We start from the raw sequence: 22,267 nt of genomic DNA, 5'->3' as shown, positions 1-22,267 counted from the left end.
CTCAGGCCCGCCCGAGAGCCGCGGCGATGACGTCGAGACCGTCGTCGAGCAGCTCGTCGCCGATCGAGAGCGGCGGAAGGAACCGGATCACGTTGCCGTAGGTGCCGCACGTGAGGACGATGACGCCCTCCGCGATGCACGCCTTGGCGATCGCCGAGGTCAGCGCGGCGTCGGGGGCGCCGGTGGCGGGGTCGACGAACTCGGCGGCGATCATCGCGCCGAGCCCGCGCACATCCCCGATGCGGGGGTCGCTCTCGCGCATCGCGTTGAGACGAGCTGTCAGGCGCGCCCCGATCTGCTGAGCGCGCTCGATCAGGCCGTCGTTCTCAAAGGCGTCGATCGCGGCGAGGGCCGCCGCGCAGGCGACGGGGTTGCCGCCGTACGTGCCGCCCAGGCCACCGGGGTGCGAGGCGTCCATGAGGTCGGCGCGGCCGGTGACGGCCGCGAGCGGCAGGCCCGCCGCGATGCCCTTCGCCGTCGTGATCAGGTCGGGGACGATGCCGAAGTGCTCGCTCGCGAACATCGCACCGGTGCGGGCGAAGCCGGTCTGGACTTCGTCGGCGATGAACACGACGCCGTTCTCGCGGCACCAGTCGGCGACCGCCGGCAGGAACCCGTCGGCGGGGACGATGAACCCGCCCTCGCCCTGGATGGGCTCGATGATGACGGCGGCGAGGTTGTCGGCTCCGATCTGCTTCTCGATCTGCGAGATCGCGCGGGCCGCGGCATCCGGGCCCGACAGTCCGTCGCGGAACGGATACGACAGCGGCGCACGGTAGACCTCGGGGGCGAAGGGCCCGAATCCGCTCTTGTAGGGCATCGACTTCGCGGTGAGCGCCATCGTGAGGTTCGTGCGGCCGTGGTAGCCGTGGTCGAAGGCGACGACCGCCTGACGGCCGGTCGCCTTGCGTGCGATCTTCACGGCGTTCTCGACCGCTTCGGCGCCCGAGTTGAACAGCGCGGTCTTCTTCTCGTGGTCGCCGGGGGTGAGCCGGTTGAGGGCTTCGGCGACGGCGACGTACGACTCGTACGGCGAGATCATGAAGCAGGTGTGGGTGAACTGCGCGACCTGCGCCTGCACAGCGGCGACGACGGCGGGATGCGCGTTGCCGACCGAGGTCACGGCGATGCCCGAGCCGAGGTCGATGAGCGAGTTCCCGTCGGCGTCGACGATGACTCCGCCACCCGCGGCGACGGCATGGATCGGCGCGGTGTGGCCGACACCGGCCGGGACGGCGGCTGCCTTGCGTGCCAGCAGCTCCTCGGAGCGGGGTCCGGGGATCGCGGTGACGACACGGCGCTCCTGCGGGAGGGTCGGGCCGCCGAGGGGGATGGTCGGCGTCGAGGTCGTGGTGCTCATTCCGCGACAGTAAGACGCGCATCGCGCAACCCGCATTCACCGGGTTGTACAGTGATGCCACCTCTTATCGCCAGCACGTACAGGATGCCGATGCCCGCCGCCGCTCCCCCGTCACCGACGATCCGCGCCCTGCTGGCCCGGCGTGAACTCGATCTGCGCCTCGCGACGCCTGCCGACGACGACGCCAACCTCGACGCGCCGGTGCGCTGGGTGCACAGCTCCGATCTTGCCGACCCCACCCCCTTCCTCTCGGAGGACGTCGTCCTGCTCACCACGGGCACCCAGTTCGCCGGGGACTCCGATGCGGAGGCGGAGGCGGAGGCCTACGTCGGCCGCCTGCGGGCGCGCGGTGTCCGCGGGCTCGGCTTCGGCACGGAGGTGGTCCGCGACGGCATCCCCGATTCCCTCCGGCTCGCCTGCACGACGGCAGGCATGCCGCTGTTCGAGGTGCCGTATCGGACCCCGTTCATCGCCGTCGCCCGAGCCGCCGCGGAAGCCATCGCCGCGCAGGCGTACGCTCGGCGCAGCTGGGCGCTCGACGCGCAGCGCGCCCTCGCGATCGCCGCCCTGCGGCCCGACGGGTTCGACGCGACGCTGGCCGAGCTCGCGCGCCAGCTCGGCGCGTGGGTCGGCCTCTACGACGCCTCGGGGACGCTGACGCACGAGCACTCCTCCGCCGGGTCCGCGGTCGACGGCGATCTGCGCGGGGCCGTCGGGGCAGAGGCTGCGGCACTGCTGCGACGGGGAGGGGGAACTGGCGCGGCGATGCGGTTGGCGGGCCATCCGGTGACGCTGCAGACGCTCGGCTCGGGGGGTCAGCGCGGCGTCCTCGTCACTGCCGGCGCCGAACTCGACCAGGACGCCCGCGCCGTCGTCACCGCCGTCGTCGCGACGACGGGCCTCGCTCTCGAGCAGCGCCGGATGACCGCGGGCGCGTGGAGCGGGCTGCGCGCTGCGCTCGTCGACCTCCTCGCCGACGGGCACCTCGCCCTCGCACGGAAGGTGGCGACCGATGCCTGGGGCGGCTTCCCCGCCGCGCCCTACGTCGTCGCGGTGGCGGATGCGCACGCGCCGACCGGCGCGCGCGAAGTGCTCGACAATCACGCCGCAGGCGGCCGGCTGTTCTACGGTCGCGACGAGGACGGCGTGCTCCTCATCGTCGGGACGAACGAACGGCACCTGCTCGACGAGATCGCCGCGCGGCTGTCGTGGCGACTCGGGACCGCGGCGGCCACGACCGACGACGACGTGACGGCGGCCCGCGACCGGGCCCGGCTCGCGCGCGACCGCGGGCGTCCGGGTGCCGTCACCGATGTCGTCGATGCTCCAGGCGACCTGCTCGACGATCTCGCGACGGCGCCCGCTCGCGCCCGCGCCGGAGCCGAGCTCACCCCGCTGCGCACCCACGATGCACGTCACGGCACGGCGCTCGAGGCGACGCTCGTCGCCTGGCTCGACCACGACGGCGCTCACGAGTCGACGGCGCGCGCCCTCGGCGTGCATCGACACACCGTCCGCACGCGCATCGCCCTGGCCCAGCGCCTGCTCGGCCGCGACCTGTCGAGCTTCGCCGACCGCGCCGCCGTCTGGACGGCCCTCCGCCTCTCCCCCTGACCCCGTGCTCAAGCCCCGAGATTGTCGGAGAGGACCTCGAGCACCTGCGCGCGCACGGCGCTCGCGCCGCCGGGCAGGCGCGCGGCCACCTCGTCGGCGAGAGCCTCGACGAACAGCGCGTGCGCGGCCCGCGACGTGTGCTCGAGCTCATCGCGGAAGCTCGTCCCCGCCGGCGCGATGACGAGCGCGTGCGTGGCTCGTTCGACGAGCGGGGATGCCGCGAACGAGGTGATCGCGATGACGACGGCTCCCCCGGTCGCGGCCGCCGCCGCGGCCCGCAGACTCGCCTCGTTCGCGCCCGAGCCGCTCACGACGATGCAGACGTCACGACTGCCGAGCTGCCGAGCGGAGATCTGCTGCGCGATGACGTCGGCGATCACCTCGGCGGGCCGCCCCACGGCGGTCAGGCGCATCGCGAGATCGCTCGCGACCGGCGACGAGAGTCCGTTGGCGACGACCAGCAGCCTGCCGGCGCCGACCACAGCCGTCACCGCTCGCTCGACCTCGTCAGCCTCGAGCAGGCTCGTCGACGCCGGCAGCGACGCCGCGGCTCGATCGATCGACCTGCGCACGCGCCCGAGCGCCCCGTCGCCGTGGTGGGATGGCGCCGGCGCGGCCGCTCCGAGTTCGGCGGCGAGCGCGACCCGCAGCTGCGGATAGCCGCGGAACCCGAACGTCTGACAGGCGCGGACCACCGACGAACGCGCGACCCCCGCACGGTCGGCCAGCTGCTGCGCGGTGAGTTCGACCACGACCTCGGGCGCGTCGAGGATCACGTCCGCGACGCGGCGCTCGGTCGGCTGCAGCCCGTTGCGGAGCGCCTGGATGCGCACGGTCGGCGGAGCGTTACCGGACACGTGCGCCCTCCATGATCCGTCGGCGGATGCGGCCCGAGATGCCGTCGATCGTCATCGTGACGACGATCACGACGATCAGCAGCATCCCCACCGTCGACCACTCACGGTACTGGGTGTAGGTCGTCAGCATGTCGCCGATCCCGCCGACTCCGATGAGCCCGAGGACGGCCGACGAGCGCACGTTGATCTCGAAGCGGTAGAGCCAGAACGACAGGAACACCGGGGTCGCTTGCGGCCACACGCCCCATCGCAGCACCTGCGCCGGGCTGCCCCCGGCCGCGCGCGCCGCTTCGATGGGTCCGGCGGGGACGGCTTCAACGGCTTCGTACCCCCACTTGCCGAGGGTGCCGATGCCGTTCACCGCGAGGGCGAGCGCCCCCGTGAGCGGCGTGAGCCCGGTCATCGAGAGGATGATGATCGCGAAGATGATCTCGGGAACGGCGCGAATCGTCGAGAACACGAACCGCAGGATCGAGCGCAGCCATGCCGGACCGAACCCTCGGGCCGCCACCAGGCTGAGCGGTGTTGCCACGATGACCCCGAGCACGGTCCCGACCCACGCCATCTGAACGCTCTGCCAGGTCTGCCACAGAGCGTCCGGCAGCTTCTCCCACGTCGGCGACGAGAACATGAGCCAGCCGTAGCGCACGAGCTCGGCGGGCAGGTCAGCCAGCCGCGACCAGGTGATGTCCACCGACCAGAAGGCCAGGATGACGACGATCGTCACGGCGGCGGCGACCACGGTGCGCACCCGTCGACGCGGGCGGGAGGGCACGGCCGGCGCTGACGTGCGTCGCGGATCGGCGAGAACGGGAGCGGTCATGCGAGCCTCCGTCGCAGGGCGGAGCTGGCGGCGTCGATGACGAGCACGACGACGAGGATCTCCAGGATGATGAGCGACAGCTGGTCGTACCGGTAGAAGGTGCGCACGGCGTCGATGATGAGGCCCATGCCGCCGGCGCCGACGAGCCCCAGGACGGTCGACGCGCGGACGTTGAGCTCGAGGACGTACAGCGTCTGCGCCGCGAACGCGGGCCAGGTGTCGGGCAGGGCGAGGGCACGATTGATCTGAAGCTGCGTCCCGCCCGCGGCGCGGCCCGCTTCGAGGGGCCCCGTGTCCATCGCGTCGATCTGCTCGGAGACCAGCTTCACGATGATGCCGACGTTGAAGATCACGAGGGCGAGGATGCCGGGCAGCGCGCCGACCCCGACCATCGCCACCAGGATCGCCGCCGACAGCAGGTCGGGAACGCTCCGGACGATGTTGAGCATCGCGCGGACCGCACCCCGCAGCACCGGGCGCGGGTTGGTCGGCCGAGCCGCCCACAGACTCAGCGGCAGCGAGAGCGCGGCCCCCACCGCGGTGCCGATCACCGCCATCTGGAGCGTCTCCAGCAGCGGGGCGACGGTCCGCGGGAAGAACGTCCAGTCCGGCTGCAGCAACCCGAGCACCTTGTCGGCGCCGTGCTGCCAGTTGCGCGCGATGCCCGACAGGTCGAGGCCGACGCCGATGCCGGGGAGGCAGGTGACCACCGTGATCGCGGTGACGATCCCCGCGACCAGCCACGGCACCGCACGTCCGCGGGGTCGCGGCGGGACGACGAGTGCGGGCGCGCTCATGCGTCGAGCCGGTCCTCGGCCGTCAGCGATCGCCCGTAGATGCCGGCGAAGTCCGCGTCGGAGGCATCCGCTGCCGGGCCGTCGTAGACGACCTCGCCCGCCCGCATCCCGATCAGTCGCACGCCGTAGGTGCGCGCCAGGTCGAGCAGGTGCAGGTTCACCAGCACCGTGATGCCGAGCTCGGTGTTGATGCGCTGGAGGTCTTTCATGACCCCGTGCGCCGTGGGCGGATCGAGGCTCGCGACCGGCTCGTCGGCCAGGACGATGCGCGGCTGCTGCGCGAGGGCGCGGGCGATCGCGACGCGCTGCTGCTGACCTCCCGAGAGAGCGGCGGCGCGATCCCAGACCCGCGGCAGCATCCCCACGCGCTCGAGCGCCTCGAAGGCGAGGCGGCGGTCGTCGGACCGGTAGGCGCCCAGCAGGGTGCGCCACACCGGGGTATGGGCGAGGCGACCGACGAGGACGTTGTTGAGCACGCTCGTGCGACCGGCGAGGTTGAAGCCCTGGAACACCATGCCGATGTCGCCGCGCAGGCGACGCAGCTCGCGCCCACGCGCCGTGTCGACGCGCACGCCGCCGACCTCGAGCACGCCCGAGGTCACGGGGACGAGGCCGTTGATCGTGCGGATGAGGGTCGACTTGCCCGATCCCGACAGCCCGACGACGGCGACCATCTCGCCCGCACCGATCTCGAGCGAGACCCCGCGCAGGCCGAGAGTGCCGTTCGGGTAGCGCACCGTGACGTCGTGCAGCCGGATGCCCGACGGCGATGCCGGGGCCGCGGCCCCGGCATCGCGTGCAGTGGTGTCGGTCACTGCAGTCCGAGCGCCTGCGCGGCGCGTGCGACGACGTCGAGCGACGAGGCGTCGGCGGGTGCGAGCTTCGTGATCGAGTAGATGCTCTGCAGCACCTCCGAGCCCTCGGCGGTGTTCGAGAAGTCCTCCAGCGCGGTCGCGATGCGCTCGCGCAGCTCGGGCGAGAGGTCCGAGCTCAGCGCGACACCGTCGTTCGGGATCTCCTCGGTCATCGCGAACACGACGACCTTCTGCCCGACGTCCGGGGTGTCCTTCTTCACGATCGTGCGCGCGTCCCAGAAGCTGAACCCGACTTCGGCGTCACCGTTGTACACGGCGAGCACGGACGCGTCGTTCGCGGTCACGGGCAGCTGATCGATGTCGCTGTCGGTGTCGAGCCCGGCCTCCTGCAGCGCGAGGATCGGGTAGATGTAGCCGGCGGGCGACCCGGGTCCGAGCACGGCGACCTTCGCGCCCTTCACCTTGGTGATCGAGTCGAGGCCCGCGGGACCCGTCATCGCGTCGGCGCCGTTGCAGAAGAGCATCCCGTCGCGCTCGACGGGAGCGTCGTCGCAGTACTTGTCGGGGTTGTTCGTCATGAACTGCGCGGGGTAGCTGATGTTGCCGTTGCGCTCGGTCTGCAGCACGACGTCAGCGCCGTACATGTCGTTGGCCTGCCACAGCTGCAGCGACGGGAGGAAGCCGATCTGCGCCTGGCCGGCGCCCATCGCCTCGACGGCGGCCTGATAGTCCTTCGAGACCACACCGGTGACCTCGATGCCGAGCTCGTCGCTCAGGTAGTCGGTGAGCGGAGCCGCGGTCTCGACGAGCCCGTTCTGGTCCTGCGAGGGGACGAGCGCGAGCACGAGCGACGTCGGGTCGGCGGCGGCCTCAGGGGTGTCACCGGCGGCGGGCGAGCCCGCGCAGCCGGCGAGGGTGATGGCGGCGATGGCGCTGACGGCGGCCGCGGCGAGAAGTCGGGTGGTGCGCATGAGTGGATGTCCTTCGGGTGAGGGGTGGGAAAGGAGTGGTGTGAGAGGGGTACGGAGTCAGGGGGCGGATGCCGCGGCCCACGCTTCGATGCGCGGCAGCAGTTCGGTGAGCGTGTCGGCGTGGAAGGTCGGGGATGCCGCGGCATCCGTCCACGGACCGACGAGCGCGGTGTCCTGTCCGCGCCGGTGCGCGGGCTCGAGGTCGTTGCGCCAGATGTCGCCGACCGCGAGCACCCGGCGGTCACGGACCTCGGGCGCGTCGAGCAGCCGTTCGAGTCCGGCGGGCTTGCCCGCGTCGGTGACGATGCGCGCGAAGGCGTCGCCGAGCCCCAGCGCGTCGAGGGTCTCCGCGACGCGGGTCGCCGGGGCATTGGTGACGAGGACGCACTCGGCCGGCAGGCGTTCGGCGACCGCGGCGAGCCCGACCGGCGCCTCGACGGGAGCGAGATCGGTGCCCAGCAGTGCGCGGCTGTCGAGGTAGGCACGCGACAGCGCCTCGGCCCCGACCCCCGCGTCCTCGGCCACGAGCCGGATCACGTCGTACGCGTCGAGCGGCGCCCCAGCACCGGACGGTCGGCCGCGCAGCCCGTCGTCGACCCGGGCGAGGAACCGGTCGGGATCGCCGGAGGCAGCGGCGGCAGCACGCGCGTAGGCGAGCACCGGCCCGTCGCCGAGGGCGACGGTTCCGTCGAAATCGAAGATGATGAGAGCAGGGTTCGGCACGGATCGGACTTTCTGAGTGGACGCTTCGTCCATCGTTAGGTGCACACGTGGACACAAATCCCACAGTCGATGAACTGCGGATGAACGAGATCCGACGACTCGATGCGGCGGCCGCGACCGCCGCGCGCGGCGACGCCGGGCAGGCGTTCGACGCGGTGCCCTGGCTCTCGCGATCGATAGCCCAGGATGCGGCATCCGGTCGCTTCGCACGCTGGTCGCGGTCGACCATCGTCGACGAGAACGTCGGTGCGCCCGTGCTCGACCGTGCGGTCTTCGACCGGCTGCACGATCTCGCCGGCGAGCCGAGTGCCTGGCCGGTCGGGAACGCGGGCCTCCTTCACGTGTACGGCTACCTGCTCTCGCTGACGCCGACGCCGTACGGCCTGAAGCGCGAACGGTGGCTCGGCCCCGAGCTCGCCCGCGCGTTCGGGCTCGCCGACGCTGCGTTCGCGCCCTGGGCGGACGGGCCGACGCTGCTCGAACGGGTGACGGACGCGGCGACGAGCCTGCTCCGCTCCCCCGCGGCGGCGCGGTCCGAGGCCGGCGGCGAGTACCTCACCGTGCTGTCGGCAACCGCCGGTGCCGCCGCGCTCGTGTACGCGCGTGTCACCGACGACGGCATCCGCCTGGTGACGACCTTCCCCGCCGCCGACGCCGCCGCTCTCCTGACCTCGATCGACGCTGCTCCGCCCGCCCCCGGCACCCCCTACCGCCCCCGGTGGAACGCCGCCCCCTGACCCGAGTCGACGGGGTGCTTCAGGAGGGGGCGTGTGCCTCCAGGAACGCGTAGAGATCAGTCGTGTCGACGCCCGGGAAGGCGCCGGTCGGCAGAGTCGCCAGCAGCGTGCGCGGGGTCTTCACGTTCGGCCACGCGGCGGCACGCCACCGCTCCTCGAGGTCGGCCGGCGCACGTCGGCAGCACACGTCGACCGAGTGCCGTGACACCCCGCGATGGGGTGTGTCGCGCCCGAGGAACCACTTCGTGTCATCGAACCGCACGCCGACGCTGACCGAGTGCGCGCCCTCGCTCGAATGCTCGACGCGAGCCGTGCACCAATAGGTCCCGTTGCCGGTGTCGGTGTACTGGTAGTACGGGTTGAAGCGGTCATCGACGTCGAAGACCGCGCGGCTCGTCCACTCCCGGCAGCACAGCTGCCCCTCGATGGCGCCGAGGCGGTCGGTCGGGAAGTCGACGTCGTCGTTCTCGTACGCCTTCGTGATCGTCCCCGACTCGTGAACCTTGAGGAAGTGCACAGCGATGCCCAGGTGCTCGGTCGCGAGGTTCGTGAAGCGGTGCGCGGCGGTCTCGTACGACACCGAGTACGCATCGCGCAGGTCTTCGATCGAGATCGCACGCCGCTCCTTCGCCTCGCGCAGGGCGGGCGCAGCATCCGCCTCGGGGATCAGCAGCGCACCGGTCAGGTAGTTCGTCTCCACCCGCTGCCGGAGGAACTCGTCGTAGCTGGCCGGCTCGGTGTGACCGAGGATGCGGCTCGACAGCGCCTGCAGCACGGCGGTCCGCGGATCGGCGGGGGTCGCAGCGGCGAGGCGGCTCGACAGGTACAGCCGCCCATGGGCGAGGTCGGCGACGCTTCTGGTCGTCTGCGGCAGATCCGCGACGTAATGGATGCTGAAGCCGAGATGCCCCGCGATGTCGCTCGCGGTGCGCTGCGTCAACGGCCCGCCCGGGTGCCCGACCGCCGCCAGCAGCTCCCGCGCCTGCTGCTCGAGCTCGGGGAAGTAGTTGTTCTGGGTCCGCATCAGGCGCCGCAGGGCGACGTTGGCGCGCCGCGCCTCTTCGGGGGTCGCGGCGCGCTCGTCGTGCAGCCGCTCGATCTCGCCCTGCAGCGTGAGAAGGGCGCGCAGCACCTCGTCGGGCACGGCGCGCGGGATGCGGAACGGCGTGATCCCGGCGCTCCGGAACGTCGGCCCCGCCATCGCGCGGGCGACCTCGATCTCCAGGGCGGCACGGGGATCCAGCTCCTCGGACTCGAGGAGCGCATCGAGCGAGGTGCCGAGGGCGCGCGCGATCGTGCGGAGGAGCGAGAGCTTCGGCTCGCGGCGACCGTTCTCGATCATCGAGAGCTGGCTCGGCGCACGCCCGACGGCAGCGGCGAGGTCGTCGAGGGTCATCCCTCGTCCGGTGCGGATCTGCCGGATGCGCCGGCCGATCGTGAAGGCGTCCATGTCCTCATCGTCGAGCGCCACGCCCGCGGCGGCGACGGCGTCCTTGCGCGTCATGGCGGGATTCTGTCACGAAAGCAGAAGATCGGCCGATCTTCTCCTCGAACCCGGCGGTGCTGCGCCCGATAGTTCGCCCACAGTGGTCTCCACGACGGGCAGAGCCGCCCGTTCTGACGAAGGAGACCGAGATGACCACGATTCCCGCTCCGGGTCCGCTGCGGCCCGGCGACCAGGTTCAGACCGCTGCCGAGCTCGAGGAGCTGTGGCAGACCGACCCCCGCTGGGACGGCATCGAGCGCACGTACCGCGCAGACGACGTCATCCGGCTGCGTGGCTCCGTCCGTGAGGAGGCCACCCTCGCCCGCCGGGGTGCCGAGTCGCTGTGGAACCTCCTCCACACCGAGGAGTACGTCCGCGCCCTCGGGGCCTACACGGGCGGCCAGGCCGTCCAGCAGGTGCGCGCCGGCCTGAAGGCGATCTACCTGTCCGGCTGGCAGGTCGCCGCCGACGCGAACCTCGCCGGGCAGACATACCCCGACCAGAGCCTGTATCCCGCCAACTCCGTGCCCGCCGTCGTGCGGCGCATCTCGAACGCGCTGCTGCGACAGGACCAGATCGAGCACGCCGAGGGCGGCCGCACCCGCGACTGGCTCGCCCCGATCGTCGCCGACGGCGAGGCGGGGTTCGGCGGTCCGTTGAACGCCTACGAGCTCGCGGCATCCCTCATCGCCGCTGGTGCCGCCGGCACGCACTGGGAGGATCAGCTCGCGAGTGAGAAGAAGTGCGGCCACCTCGGCGGCAAGGTGCTGGTGCCGACCGCTCAGCACATCCGCACGCTCAATGCCGCGCGGCTCGCCGGGGATGTCGCGGGCGTGCCTGCGATCGTGATCGCGCGGACCGACGCGCTGGGCGCCGACCTCATCACGAGCGACGTCGACGAGCGCGACCGCCCCTTCCTCACCGGCGAGCGCACGAGCGAGGGCTTCTACCGCACCCGCGCCGGGATCGACCCCGTCATCGCGCGCGGCCTCGCGTTCGCGCCCTACGCAGACCTGCTGTGGGTCGAGACCGGCGAGCCCGACATCGAGCTGGCCCGCGAGTTCGCCGCAGCCGTCCACGCGGAGCATCCCGGCAAGCTGCTCGCGTACAACTGCTCGCCGAGCTTCAACTGGAAGCGGCACCTCAGCGACGCGCAGATCGCGACGTTCCAGGCGGAGCTGGCCGAGCTGGGCTACCGGTTCCAGTTCATCACCCTGGCCGGATTCCACGCCCTCAACCACTCGATGTTCGACCTCGCCCGTGGCTACGCCGACCGTGCAATGAGCGCGTACGTCGAGCTGCAACAGGCGGAGTTCGACGCCGAGGCGCACGGCTACACCGCCACCCGCCACCAGCGCGAAGCCGGCACCGGCTACTTCGACGCCCTCTCGACGGCGCTCAACCCCGACAGCGCCACCCTCGCCCTGGCCGGATCGACCGAGGCATCCCAGTTCTGACCCGAGCGTCACAGATCACAGGAGACGAGACCATGACCATCACAGAGACTCAGAGCCGGCGGCGCACCTGGACGGGGCCCGTACCCGTGCAGACGCACGAACCCGCGATCGAGGTGCGCGGCGAGATGCACCCGCGCTTCGACGAGATCCTCACGCCCGACGCGCTCGACTTCGTCACGGCGCTGCACGACCGCTTCGCGGGGCGACGGCACGACCGCCTCGCCGACCGGATGCGGCGCCGCTTCGAGATCGGCAACGGGGCCGACCCATCGTTCCGCAGCGACACCGCGCACATCCGCGAGGACGACTCGTGGCGCGTCGCGGGTGCGGGCCCGGGCCTCGAGGACCGCCGCGTCGAGATCACGGGACCCACCGATCCCAAGATGACGATCAACGCCCTGAATTCGGGCGCCCGCGTGTGGCTCGCCGACCAGGAGGACGCCACCTCGCCAACCTGGCGCAACGTCATCGGCGGGCAGCTGTCGCTGCGCGACGCGATCCGCGGTGAGCTGGAGCACACCGGTCCCGATGGGCGGCGCTACACCGTCACCGCCGAGCGCACGCCGACGATCGTCATGCGCCCGCGCGGCTGGCACCTCACCGAGAAGCACCTCGCCTACACCGACCGCACAGGGCGCATCCTCGACGCATCCGGGTCACTCGTCGACTTCGGGCTCTATGCGTTCCACAACGCCGTCCGGCTCGTCGAGAGCGGCCGGGGACCGTACTTCTACCTCGCCAAGCTCGAATCCAGCGCCGAGGCGCAGCTGTGGGACGACGTCTTCGCGTTCACGGAGCGCCGGCTCGGACTGGCCCACGGCACCATCCGGGCGACCGTGCTGATCGAGACGCTGCCGGCGGCGTTCGAGATGGACGAGATCCTCTTCGCTCTCCGCGACCACTGCGCGGGCCTGAACGCCGGACGGTGGGACTACATCTTCTCGATGATCAAGAACTACCGCGGGCGCGGAGCCCGGTTCGTGCTGCCCGACCGCAGCGCGGTCACGATGACGGTGCCGTTCATGCGGGCCTACACCGAGCTGCTCGTGAAGACCTGCCACCGCCGGGGCGCGCACGCGATCGGCGGGATGAGCGCCTTCATCCCCAACCGGCGGAACCCCGAGGTCACGCGCGCCGCGTTCGAAAAGGTCGCCGCCGACAAGCGTCGCGAGGCCGGCGACGGTTTCGACGGCACGTGGGTCGCGCACCCCGACCTCATCCCGATCGCGCGCGCCGAGTTCGACGCCGTGCTCGGCGACCGCCCGAATCAGCTCGACCGGCAGCGCGACGACGTCGAGGTCGTAGCATCCGAACTCATCGACTGCCACATCGGCCTGCCGATCACGACCGCCGGTGTGCGCGCGAACGTGTCCGTCGCCGTGCGCTACCTCGAGGCCTGGCTGCGCGGGATCGGCGCCGTCGCGATCGATGACCTGATGGAGGATGCCGCCACAGCCGAGATCAGCCGCTCGCAGATCTGGCAGTGGATCCACCAGGACCGCACGACGGATGACGGCACGCCGATCACCCGCGCCTGGGTCGACGAACTGGTCGACGACGTCATCGCCGAGGTCGAGCGCCCCGACGGCGCCCGCTTCGACGATGCCGCGGCCCTGTTCCGCGAGGTCGCGCTCGGCTCCGAGTTCCCCGCGTTCCTGACCCTCCCCGCCTACGCGAAGTACCTCTGAGCCGCCTCCCCTAGCCCCCGTCGGGGCTGGGGGGAGGTCAGGGGGCAGGAGGGGGATCAGAGCCGGAGGGGCGGGGCGGGTCCGGAAGTCGGTGCCGACGATGCGCTGACAGCCGTCGAGCTCGACGGTCACAGTGAGAGGCGCGCCGCCCGCGGCGGCCGTGACGTCCGGGTGGACGACGACGAAACGGGATGCCGTCTCGGAGCAGTGCGCGCCCGCACGCGTCGCGCAGCCGGCCGCCGTCGCCTCGTGCAGTTCGACGCGCCCCGCCCCCGAGAACGTGCGGTCGACGACTTCGAGCCGAGCCAGAGCGGCGAGAGGTTCGTCCTCCTTGGGTCCGCCGCACGCCGTCAGGGGGAACGACATCGGCACGAAGCGTCCCGCCGCATCGGTCGCCCAGATCGCGCGGAACCCGTACCCGACGGCGGGGCACACCGCTGCCGGCCCAGGATCGCTGGGCGCCGCCATCGCGTCGAGGAATTCCGTGAGGTCGCCCTCGTAGCGCCGCACTTCGTTGCCGGCGATGACGCCGTCGGCATCCTCGCGCGTCACGCCGTTGGCGCACTCCAGCACCGCGATGACCTCGAAGTCCTCAGGAACGAGACCGGCGCCGGGAAGCGGATTGAGGATCGGGTCCGGGCACGACATCGTGTCGGACACGGTCGCCACCTCGCGGACAGGCGGCGGTCCGAGCGGGATCGACGCGCACCCCGCCAGAAGCAATAGCGTGGCCGAGCCCGTGGCCGAGCCCGTGGCCAGCGCCACCCGCATCCGCATCCCCGCTGCCCTCCCCTGCCCTGTTGCTTCCGTTCCCTCCCACGCTACGACAGCGCCCGCTCCCGCACGTGACGACCCCATAACGAGGGCTTCGGGTCAGGGAAGCAGGCCGCGCTCGAGGGCCAGGGTCACGGCGCGGGTTCGGCTGTCGACGCCGAGCTTGTCGTAGACCCGCAACAGGTGCGTCTTGACGGTCGACTCGCCGATCCCGAGCTGCACCGCGATCTGCCTGTTGCCGTGCCCCGCGGCGACGAGGCGCAGCACGTCCGTCTCGCGCGGAGTGAGAGCGGATGCCGCCGGCTCGGGCTGCCGCATCCGTTCCACCAGACGCACCGCGACGGCCGGCGAGAGAGCCGACTGGCCGGCGGCGACCGACCGGATTCCCGCCACGATCTCCTCGCGTGGAGCCGCCTTCAGCAGATAGCCGCTGGCTCCGGCCTCGATGGCGGCGAGGATCTGGTCGTCGCTCTCGTAGGTCGTGAGGATGAGCACGCGCGGCCCCGCGGCCCCATCGCGCGCCGCCACGATACGAGCCGTGGCTGCGACGCCGTCGAGCACCGGCATCCGGAGGTCCATGAGGATGACGTCGGGATGCGCCTCGGTGGCGAGCCGGACGGCCTCGTCGCCGTCGGCGGCCTCCGCGATCACCTCGAACCCGGGCTCGTCGGCGAGCAGACCGACCAGCCCCGCCCGGACGATCGGGTGGTCGTCGACGATGAGCAGACGGATCATGCGCGCACCGCCGCGCCAGCGCTCGGCACAGGCGACCCGGGCAGCCGAACGGAGAGCGTCGTCCCCGAACCCGCGACGGCCGTGATCTCGAGGTTCCCCCCGGCGAGTGCGACTCGCTCGCTCATGCCGTCGAGACCGTACCCGGTGCGCGGAGACGAGACGTCGAACCCGCGCCCGTCGTCCTCGACGACCAGTCGCAGGGCGCCGTCGTCCTCGCGCGTGAGCGCCACCGTGACCCGCGCGGCTCCCGCGTGCTTGCGCACGTTGGCCAGCGCCTCCTGCAGGCAGCGCAGCGCGACGACCTGCGTCTCGCGATCGGCCCCGGAAGCCGTGTCGACGACGGAGATCTCGAGCCCGGTGTCGGCGCGGAAGCGTTCGGCGAGCCGCTCCACCGCAGCGCCGAGCACGGGGTCGTCGGGGACGGCGGCGGTGCGCGCGACGATCGCACGGGCCTCGCCAAGCGCGTCGCGAGCGGCCACCTCGAGGCGCTCGACCGCGGTCGCGGCGCCGCCTGCATCCCCCGCGCGCGAACGCCGCCCGGCCTGTTCGGCGAGCATGACGATTCCCGCGAGGGTCTGCGCGAGGGTGTCGTGGATCTCGCGGGCCAGATGCTCCCGCTCGTCGGCCGCGCCCTTGTCGCGGCTGAGCGCCTCGACCTGCTGCTGCGCCCGGGAGAGCTCGTCGAGCAGGCGCGCGCGCTCGGTGCCGTATGCGGCGATCGCTGAGATCCACCACCCCATCGCGATCGAGAACGCAACCGAGAGCACCGCGACGGCAGCTGCCTCCAGCAGCGCGTCGGGAGCGAAACCGAAGCCGCCGGCATACCCGACGAGCATCCCGGCGCCGACCGAAAGCGATCCCACGACACCATCACGGCGCAACGGAGCGAAGATCCACACCAGCGGATACACGATGACCTGCATCGTCGCGAGCGAGACCTCGCCGAACGTCATCGCTGCGATCGAGACCGTCACGACGGCGAGGAACACCGCGAAGCGCCGGGGATCCTCCGCGCCGGCGGAGGGCCGCGCGATCAGATACGCCGCGAGCAGGAGCACCAGGCCCGCGACCGCCCACGGCAGCCGGTCCGTCTCTCCCGCGGCTGCGAGGATGCCCACGCCGAGGGCGAGCACGACACCGACGGCGACATCCACCCAGCTGCGACTGATCACGCTCCCATCCTGCCCCTCAGCGGATGCGCGAGCGGATGCGGGCCGCCGCGAGCACCGCGAACGCCACGGCCACGACAGCGAGCACGACCGCCGCGACCCAGACCGGGACCGTCGCCGACCCCACCTGCAGGTCGAGCCCGTAGATGCGGCTGAGCTCCTCGACCGCGCCCGGCGCCCCGCCCGCGAGGCGATCGAGTGGATCGGCGGCGAACTCGCGCCGCACGAGCATCGCCGACTGCGCGAACGGGAGCACGCCGACGGCATCCCGAACGGCGTCGGGGAACGAGCCGACGGGGATGTACGCACCCGCGACGAAGCCGGTCAGGGTTCCCACGAGGGTCGACAGTCCCGAGTACGACCCGCTCGTGCGAAGGAACGACACCACGAACGCCCAGAGCGCCGTGTAGGCGGCCACCGAGAGCACGGTCCACAGCACGATGCGGATGATCTGCCCGGCGTCGGGGAGCGTCCGCCCGGTGAGCCCGAGGTAGGCCAGCGCGACGGCGAGCACGATCAGCGTGGTGATCAAACCGATGATGAACGCCGACCCGAGGTAACCGAGCACGAGCTGCGCGCGGCGCACCGGCGAGACGAGGAAGTCGCGGAACCGTCCGGACGCGGCATCCTCGACGAACGTCGACAGCGCGCCGAGCGGCGTCGTGACGGCGGCGACGGCCACGACCCCGGCGAACATCCACGAGTCGACGAAGTCGCGGGCGGCGTCGGCATCGAACCCCGGAGTCGTGGCGAGCGAGTCCACCTGCATCTGGCCGAGGAACAGGGCGTAGAGCAGGAAGACAACGAGGGCCCCGGTGAGCGCGAAGAAGACCCCGAGCGGGTCTCGGTAGAACAGTCGGAGGTTGCGCCCGACATACGCCTGCACGGTCTTCATCGTGTCGCCTCCCCCGTCGACGTCCCATCGGTGGCCGCCTGCCCGGTCAGGGTGAGGAAGACGTCGTCCATCCGGCCATGACGGAACTCGAAGTCGAGCACCGCGTCGCCCCGTTCGGCGAGGATGCGGCGGGCCTCGGCGGCATCCGCCACCGCGATGCGCTCGTCGCCGTCGGCCGTGACGAGCGACAGGATGCTGGAGCTGTAACGCGCACGCAGCTGCGCCGGAGTGCCGTCGGCGACGATCCGCCCGCGATCGATGATGCAGACCTGGTCGGCCTCTTCCGTCTCCTCGAGGTAATGCGTCGTGAGGAACACGGTGAGACCGGCGCGCTCGCGCAGCTCATGGATCGTCCGCCACACCATCTGCCGGCTCGCGGGATCGAGTCCCGTCGTCGGCTCGTCGAGGAAGACGATCTCCGGGTCGTGGAGCAGCGCGCGGGCGATGTCGGCGCGGCGACGCTGCCCGCCCGAGAGCCGGCCGTAGCGACGGTCGATGAACTCGCCCAGGTCGATGATCTCGGCGAGGCGGTCGATGCGGTCGCGGATCGCCGCCGTCGAGCCGAGGTACGGACGCGCCCGCACCGTCAGGTTCTCGCGCACGGTGAGGGCGGAATCGAGGAGCGAGTCCTGGAAGACGACGCCGATCGCGCGGCGCACGGCGTCACCGTCGGAGCGCACGTCGTGACCGGCGACCTCGAGCTGCCCCGCATCCGGCTCGATCACAGTCGTGAGAGCGCTGATCGTCGTGGACTTGCCGGCCCCATTCGTCCCGAGGAACGCGAACACGCCCCCGGCGGGCACCTCGAAGCTCACGTCGTCGACGGCCGTCACGTCGCCGTATCTCTTGGTCAGGCCGCGCACGACGGTCGGTGCGCTCGCTCTCGTGGTCATGCCTCCAGCGTGCCGGTTCCGTCGCCGGCGCGGGAGAGGTCATCCGGTCGATCCCCGTCCACCATTCGGTGGACCACGCCGCTACTCTCGAAGGGTGACCGAACGCGCACCGCTGTCCCGCAAGCTCTCCGCCATCGCCGAGTCGGCGACCCTCAAGGTCGACGCCAAGGCCAAGGCCCTGCAGGCCGCCGGCCGGCCGGTCATCTCGTACGCCGCGGGCGAGCCCGACTTCTCGACGCCGCAGTTCATCGTCGAGGCCGCTCAGCACGCCCTCGCCGACCCGGCCAACTACCGGTACACCCCCGCCGCCGGCCTCCCCGTGCTGCGCGAGGCGATCGCCGCCAAGACGCTGCGCGACTCGGGCCTCGAGGTCCAGCCCTCGCAGGTCATCGTGACCAACGGCGGCAAGCAGTCGGTGTACCAGGCCTTCCAGACGGTCGTGAACCCCGGCGACGAGGTGCTGCTGCCCGCGCCGTACTGGACCACCTATCCCGAAGCGATCGCCCTGGCCGACGGCATCCCGGTCGAGGTCTTCGCCGGCGCAGACCAGGAGTACAAGGTCACCGTCGAGCAGCTCGAGGCCGCGCGCACCGAGCGCACCACCGTGCTCGTCTTCGTCTCGCCCTCCAACCCGACGGGGTCGGTGTACACGCCCGAGGAGACCGCGGCGATCGGCCAGTGGGCTCTCGAGCACGGCATCTGGGTCATCAGCGACGAGATCTACCAGAACCTCGTCTACGAAGGCGCCCGCGCGGTCTCGATCGTCGAGGCCGTACCCGAGCTCGCGGGTCAGACGATCCTGGTCAACGGCGTCGCCAAGACCTACGCCATGACCGGATGGCGCGTGGGCTGGATGGTCGGCCCCGCCGACGCCATGAAGCTCGCCGGAAACCTGCAGTCGCACCTCAGCTCCAACGTCAACAACGTCGCGCAGCGCGCGGCTCTCGCCGCACTCACCGGCCCGCAGACCGAGGCCGAGGAGATGCGCTTGGCCTTCGACCGTCGGCGCCGGCTCATCGTCGAGGAGCTCGCGAGGATCCCCGGCGTCGAGGTCCCCAACCCCCTCGGGGCGTTCTACGTCTACCCCGACGTCACCGGACTCCTCGGACGCTCCTGGGGCGGCGCCGAGGCGAACACGAGCCTCGAGCTCGCCGACCTGATCCTCGAGCAGGCCGAGGTCGCCGTCGTGCCTGGCGAGGCTTTCGGCCCCTCGGGCTACCTGCGCCTGTCGTACGCGCTCGGTGACGAGCAGCTGCTCGAGGGCATCCAGCGCCTCCAGCGCCTCTTCTCCTAACCCCTCCTTCTCCCTCCCCCTCCCACCCCGTCGACTCGCCAGAAACGGCGGGTCCTGACGCGCTCGCACCCGCCGTTTGTGGCGAGTCGACGGGATGGGTGTTGGGTCCTGCACATGGGCGGCGGGGCGGGAGTTCTCCCGAAACGGCGGGCGGGGGCCTCGGCACCAAGGGCAGGCGACGGATGCTGGCGGCATGCGACGCACTCCGCTGCCCGCCGAACTCCCGACGGGCTTCGTCACCGAGACGGCCCGGGAACACGGCGTCACCGCGGGTCGACTGCGGGCTCGTGATCTGACGAGCCCCCTCCACGGCACGCGGGCGCGCGGGCCTCTGAACGACCTCGACATGCTCCGGCTGATCGGCGAGCGAGTACCCGGTCATGCCTTCTTCTGCGGGCCCACCGCCGCTGCGGTGCACCGGATGCCGTTACCCGCGGTCCTCCGAGACGCCGCGGCGGCCCGCCCGCACCTCGCCGTCGCTCTCCCGGCCAACCGGGTCCGCCGCCCCGAGGTGGTCGGCCGCGCGCTGGCTGTGCGTCCGGACGACATCGCCTGCGTGGACGGCATCCGCCTCACGACCATCGAGCGTACGTGGGTCGACCTCGCCGGCGCGGTCTCGCTGGGCGCCCTCGTGGCCGCGGGTGACGCACTGATCAGCCGACGTGGGCCGCGCACGACGATCGACGCTCTGGGGCTCGCTCACGCGAGGGCGGGCCGCAGCCGCGGCGCAGTGCGGCGCGCTGAGGCCCTGACCCTGCTCGACGACGGCGCGGAGTCGCCGCGCGAGTCGGAGCTGCGGGTTCTGCTCGTGCGGGCCGGACTCCCCCGCCCCGAGACGAACGTGGTCATCCGCGACGGGTGGCGCTTCGTCGCGCGGGTGGATCTGCTGTACCGCGATGCCCGGCTCGTCCTCGAGTACGACGGCGACTACCATCGCGATTCCTCGCAGTGGAGCCGGGATCAGTCACGACGCGCCGAGCTCGAGTCGCTCGGCTACCGCGTCACGGTCGTGACGGCCCGAGACTTCGATGACCCCGGTGCCCTCGTCCGCCGCATCCGCCGTCTGCTGTCAGCCCGCTGACCCGCGCCCACCCCCAACCCACGCCGTCGAGTCGCCAGGAATTGCGGATGCCGACGCCCGCCCATCCGCGTTCTCTGGCGAGTCGACGGCTGAGGAACCGGGTTAGAGCTCGACGCCGACGAGGACGGGCTCGGGCTGCAGGATGAGGCCGAACTCCGCCTGCACGCGCTGCTGGACGAACCGCGCGAGTGCGGCGAGCTCCTCGGCCGTCGCTCCCCCGCGGTTGGTGAGCGCGAGGGCGTGCTTGGTCGACAGGCCGGCTCGCGATCCGGGCAGCGAGAAACCCTTGCCGATACCGGCGTGCTCGATGAGCCAGGCCGCGCTCACCTTGACGTCCGGCTCGGCCACCTCACCCGTCGGCGAGACGCCGTAGTACTCGTTCAACGGGATCACCCGGTCGGTCACTGGGTCGGGTGCCACCGGCCAGCGCGGGCAGGCGTCGGGCAGCGTCCGAGCGAAGGCGGCGGTCACCACGGCGTTCTGGAAGAACGACCCGGCGCTCCACGTGTCGGGGTCGGCGTCGTCGAGCACCATCCCCTTGCTGGCCCGTACGGACAGCACGGTCTCGCGCACCCAGCGCAGCGACACCGTCGCCTCCGGGTCGAGCCCCAGGGCGCCGCGCAGCTGCGGCCCGCTGATCGCGAATTCGCCGTGCCCGACGCGGTCGAGCTCGAGCGTGATCGACAGGATGACCGCGGAACGCGCCGCGACCGATCCGTGGTGATGCTTCAGCACCGAGGTGCGGAAGCCGAGGCCCAGCTCGGATGCCGGCACGACACTGACCTCGCCGGTCGACTCGTCGAGCAGCTCGACCTCGACGAGGGTCTGCACGACCTCCTGACCGTAGGCGCCGATGTTCTGAACGGGAGCTGCCCCCGCGGTGCCCGGAATGCCCGACATCGCGGCGATCCCGCCGAGACCGGCCGCGACGGCGTACTCGACGAGGTCGTCCCACGAGTGACCGGCCTGCACCTTCAGACGCGCGCGCCCGGGATGCGGCGACGGCAGCTCTTCGATCCCGGTCGTGCGCACGGCGACGACGGTGCCGTCGAACGGCTCGTCACCCACCAGCAGGTTCGACCCGCCTCCGACGACCAGCCAGGGCTCACCGGCCGTCCACAGCTCGCGCATCGTGGCGACGAGCTCGTCCGCCGTGCGCACCTCGACCAGGCGGTCGGGCACGGCGCCCGCGCGCAGCGTGGTCAGCTCCGCGAGGGGTCGCGGTTCGATCTCGGCCACGGTCACTCTGCGGTGCGCACGCGCACTTGCGCCTTGCCGAGCACGACGGTGCCGTCGTGGCTGACGGTCAGGTCGATGCGTGCGACGCCCTCATCGACGGCGCCCACCATCGCGACGACGGTGAGAGTCGCGCCGGTCTCAGCATCGACGACGACAGGGCGGGTGAAACGCACGCCGTACTCGACGATGCGGCCGCTGTCGCCGAGCCACTCCACGATCGTCTCGACGGCCAGCCCCATCGTCAGCATTCCGTGGGCGAGCACACCGGGCAGGCCGACGCGTGCCGCGACGTCGTCGCGGTAGTGGATGGGATTGAAGTCGCCCGATGCCCCGGCATACCGTACGAGCGACTCGCGCGTGAGCTCGACGGTGCGTTCGGCGACGACGGACCCGACAGTCAGATCGCTCATGCGTCCTCTCCCCCGACCAGCAGCACGGAGACGGCGGTCACGACGTGGTCACCGGCGACGTCGCGGATATCCGCCTCGCTCGTCACCATCGCCCCCTTGCCGAAGGCACGGATGCCGGTGACGGTGAGCTGCGCGGTGAGCTCATCGCCCGCGACGATCGGGCGCGTGTAGCGGAATCGCTGCTCGGCGTGCACCGTCCGCTCGAGGGCGATGCCCGAGTCGGCCTCGCCCAGGAGCTGCTGCAGCGTGAGGTCCTGGATCACCATGGCGAAAGTCGGCGGAGCGACCACGTCGGTGTAACCCAGCGCACGTGCCGCTTCGGGGTCGGTGTGCTGCGGATCGGTCGCGAAGACGGCGCGGGCGAACTCGCGCACCTTTTCGCGACCCACGAGGTACGGGGCGGTCGGCGCGAAGGCGCGGTCGACCAGATCGGGGTTCACGGACACCGT

21 protein-coding genes are annotated in these 22,267 nt (G+C 71.7%); 6 read left to right on the top strand and 15 right to left on the bottom strand.

Annotation, left to right across the window (positions count from 1 at the left end):
• Nucleotide 1: 1 nt before the first annotated feature.
• Nucleotides 2–1,360 (bottom strand): 4-aminobutyrate--2-oxoglutarate transaminase, encoded by a 1,359-nt coding sequence (gene gabT, locus P6897_RS04155; protein ID WP_282502182.1) that lies wholly within the window; start codon nucleotides 1,358–1,360, stop codon nucleotides 2–4.
• A 90-nt stretch (nucleotides 1,361–1,450) separates the two neighbouring features.
• Here gabT and P6897_RS04150 point away from each other — a divergent pair, with 90 nt between their 5' ends.
• Entirely contained in the window at nucleotides 1,451–2,974 is a 1,524-nt protein-coding gene (locus tag P6897_RS04150) for a PucR family transcriptional regulator (RefSeq protein ID WP_274178521.1), read from the top strand.
• 8 nt (nucleotides 2,975–2,982) lie between these two features.
• Here the strand turns inward: P6897_RS04150 and P6897_RS04145 are convergent, their stop codons facing one another.
• The 6 genes from P6897_RS04145 to P6897_RS04120 are packed head-to-tail and all read right to left on the bottom strand — an operon-like array spanning nucleotide 2,983 to nucleotide 7,960.
• The gene (locus P6897_RS04145; RefSeq protein WP_282502180.1) at nucleotides 2,983–3,831 is read right to left on the bottom strand and encodes a MurR/RpiR family transcriptional regulator; all 849 of its coding nucleotides are present in this window, start codon (nucleotides 3,829–3,831) and stop codon (nucleotides 2,983–2,985) included.
• Nucleotides 3,821–4,654: a phosphonate ABC transporter, permease protein PhnE gene (phnE, locus tag P6897_RS04140; RefSeq protein WP_112616846.1), complete on the bottom strand. Its 834-nt coding sequence runs from the start codon at nucleotides 4,652–4,654 to the stop codon at nucleotides 3,821–3,823. The genes P6897_RS04145 and phnE (P6897_RS04140) overlap by 11 nt, the downstream gene beginning before the upstream one ends.
• Nucleotides 4,651–5,451, bottom strand: coding sequence for a phosphonate ABC transporter, permease protein PhnE (phnE, locus tag P6897_RS04135; RefSeq protein WP_114588108.1), 801 nt, complete (start codon nucleotides 5,449–5,451; stop codon nucleotides 4,651–4,653). Before phnE (P6897_RS04135) ends, phnE (P6897_RS04140) begins: the two co-directional genes overlap by 4 nt.
• Entirely contained in the window at nucleotides 5,448–6,266 is an 819-nt protein-coding gene (gene phnC, locus P6897_RS04130) for a phosphonate ABC transporter ATP-binding protein (protein WP_112616842.1), read from the bottom strand. The genes phnE (P6897_RS04135) and phnC overlap by 4 nt, the downstream gene beginning before the upstream one ends.
• Nucleotides 6,263–7,237: a phosphate/phosphite/phosphonate ABC transporter substrate-binding protein gene (gene phnD, locus P6897_RS04125; protein ID WP_112616840.1), complete on the bottom strand. Its 975-nt coding sequence runs from the start codon at nucleotides 7,235–7,237 to the stop codon at nucleotides 6,263–6,265. Before phnD ends, phnC begins: the two co-directional genes overlap by 4 nt.
• A gap of 57 nt (nucleotides 7,238–7,294) precedes the next feature.
• A complete protein-coding gene (locus tag P6897_RS04120; protein WP_282502179.1) occupies nucleotides 7,295–7,960 on the bottom strand; it encodes an HAD family hydrolase in 666 nt (221 codons plus the stop codon).
• An 80-nt stretch (nucleotides 7,961–8,040) separates the two neighbouring features.
• Between P6897_RS04120 and P6897_RS04115 the strand changes: the two genes are divergently transcribed.
• The gene (locus tag P6897_RS04115; protein WP_274178519.1) at nucleotides 8,041–8,697 is read left to right on the top strand and encodes an amino acid deaminase; all 657 of its coding nucleotides are present in this window, start codon (nucleotides 8,041–8,043) and stop codon (nucleotides 8,695–8,697) included.
• A gap of 19 nt (nucleotides 8,698–8,716) precedes the next feature.
• On the opposite strand, the gene P6897_RS04110 is transcribed toward P6897_RS04115, so the two are convergent.
• Entirely contained in the window at nucleotides 8,717–10,147 is a 1,431-nt protein-coding gene (locus P6897_RS04110; RefSeq protein WP_282502550.1) for a helix-turn-helix domain-containing protein, read from the bottom strand.
• A 185-nt stretch (nucleotides 10,148–10,332) separates the two neighbouring features.
• On the opposite strand from P6897_RS04110, the gene aceA reads away from it, so the two are divergent.
• A complete protein-coding gene (gene aceA / locus P6897_RS04105; RefSeq protein ID WP_114588110.1) occupies nucleotides 10,333–11,640 on the top strand; it encodes an isocitrate lyase in 1,308 nt (435 codons plus the stop codon).
• A 125-nt stretch (nucleotides 11,641–11,765) separates the two neighbouring features.
• A complete protein-coding gene (gene aceB, locus P6897_RS04100) occupies nucleotides 11,766–13,328 on the top strand; it encodes a malate synthase A (protein ID WP_282502549.1) in 1,563 nt (520 codons plus the stop codon).
• Nucleotides 13,329–14,201: 873 nt separating this feature from the next.
• Here aceB and P6897_RS04095 read toward each other — a convergent pair.
• From P6897_RS04095 to P6897_RS04080, 4 genes are read right to left on the bottom strand one after another with little or no spacing between them, the layout of a single operon-like run.
• Nucleotides 14,202–14,837, bottom strand: coding sequence for a response regulator transcription factor (locus P6897_RS04095; RefSeq protein ID WP_112616828.1), 636 nt, complete (start codon nucleotides 14,835–14,837; stop codon nucleotides 14,202–14,204).
• Entirely contained in the window at nucleotides 14,834–16,009 is a 1,176-nt protein-coding gene (locus P6897_RS04090; protein WP_274178516.1) for a sensor histidine kinase, read from the bottom strand. Before P6897_RS04090 ends, P6897_RS04095 begins: the two co-directional genes overlap by 4 nt.
• Nucleotides 16,010–16,025: 16 nt before the next feature.
• Nucleotides 16,026–16,901: an ABC transporter permease gene (locus P6897_RS04085; RefSeq protein WP_282502178.1), complete on the bottom strand. Its 876-nt coding sequence runs from the start codon at nucleotides 16,899–16,901 to the stop codon at nucleotides 16,026–16,028.
• The gene (locus P6897_RS04080; protein WP_282502176.1) at nucleotides 16,898–17,794 is read right to left on the bottom strand and encodes an ABC transporter ATP-binding protein; all 897 of its coding nucleotides are present in this window, start codon (nucleotides 17,792–17,794) and stop codon (nucleotides 16,898–16,900) included. The genes P6897_RS04085 and P6897_RS04080 overlap by 4 nt, the downstream gene beginning before the upstream one ends.
• Before the next feature lie 94 nt (nucleotides 17,795–17,888).
• On the opposite strand from P6897_RS04080, the gene P6897_RS04075 reads away from it, so the two are divergent.
• Both P6897_RS04075 and P6897_RS04070 read left to right on the top strand, forming a co-directional pair.
• Entirely contained in the window at nucleotides 17,889–19,088 is a 1,200-nt protein-coding gene (locus P6897_RS04075; RefSeq protein WP_274178513.1) for a pyridoxal phosphate-dependent aminotransferase, read from the top strand.
• 193 nt (nucleotides 19,089–19,281) lie between these two features.
• On the top strand, nucleotides 19,282–20,169 hold the full coding sequence (locus tag P6897_RS04070) for a DUF559 domain-containing protein (protein ID WP_269267407.1): 888 nt from the start codon (nucleotides 19,282–19,284) through the stop codon (nucleotides 20,167–20,169).
• Between the two features lie 102 nt (nucleotides 20,170–20,271).
• Here P6897_RS04070 and P6897_RS04065 read toward each other — a convergent pair whose 3' ends face one another.
• Genes P6897_RS04065 through P6897_RS04055 form a run of 3 tightly spaced genes read right to left on the bottom strand, consistent with a single transcriptional unit; the run spans nucleotide 20,272 to nucleotide 22,264 of the window.
• A complete protein-coding gene (locus tag P6897_RS04065; RefSeq protein WP_282502174.1) occupies nucleotides 20,272–21,408 on the bottom strand; it encodes a UDP-N-acetylmuramate dehydrogenase in 1,137 nt (378 codons plus the stop codon).
• Between the two features lie 2 nt (nucleotides 21,409–21,410).
• Nucleotides 21,411–21,818: a MaoC/PaaZ C-terminal domain-containing protein gene (locus tag P6897_RS04060; RefSeq protein ID WP_282502173.1), complete on the bottom strand. Its 408-nt coding sequence runs from the start codon at nucleotides 21,816–21,818 to the stop codon at nucleotides 21,411–21,413.
• Nucleotides 21,815–22,264, bottom strand: a complete 450-nt coding sequence (locus P6897_RS04055; RefSeq protein WP_274178511.1) for a MaoC family dehydratase N-terminal domain-containing protein — start codon at nucleotides 22,262–22,264, stop codon at nucleotides 21,815–21,817. Before P6897_RS04055 ends, P6897_RS04060 begins: the two co-directional genes overlap by 4 nt.
• Between the last annotated feature and the right edge of the window lie 3 nt (nucleotides 22,265–22,267).

This window comes from Microbacterium sp. BDGP8, from assembly GCF_029991045.1.
GTDB classification, from domain to species: domain Bacteria; phylum Actinomycetota; class Actinomycetes; order Actinomycetales; family Microbacteriaceae; genus Microbacterium; species Microbacterium plantarum.
Note: the sequence above shows the minus strand (reverse complement) of the source record. Positions and strands in the feature narration are given on the sequence as shown.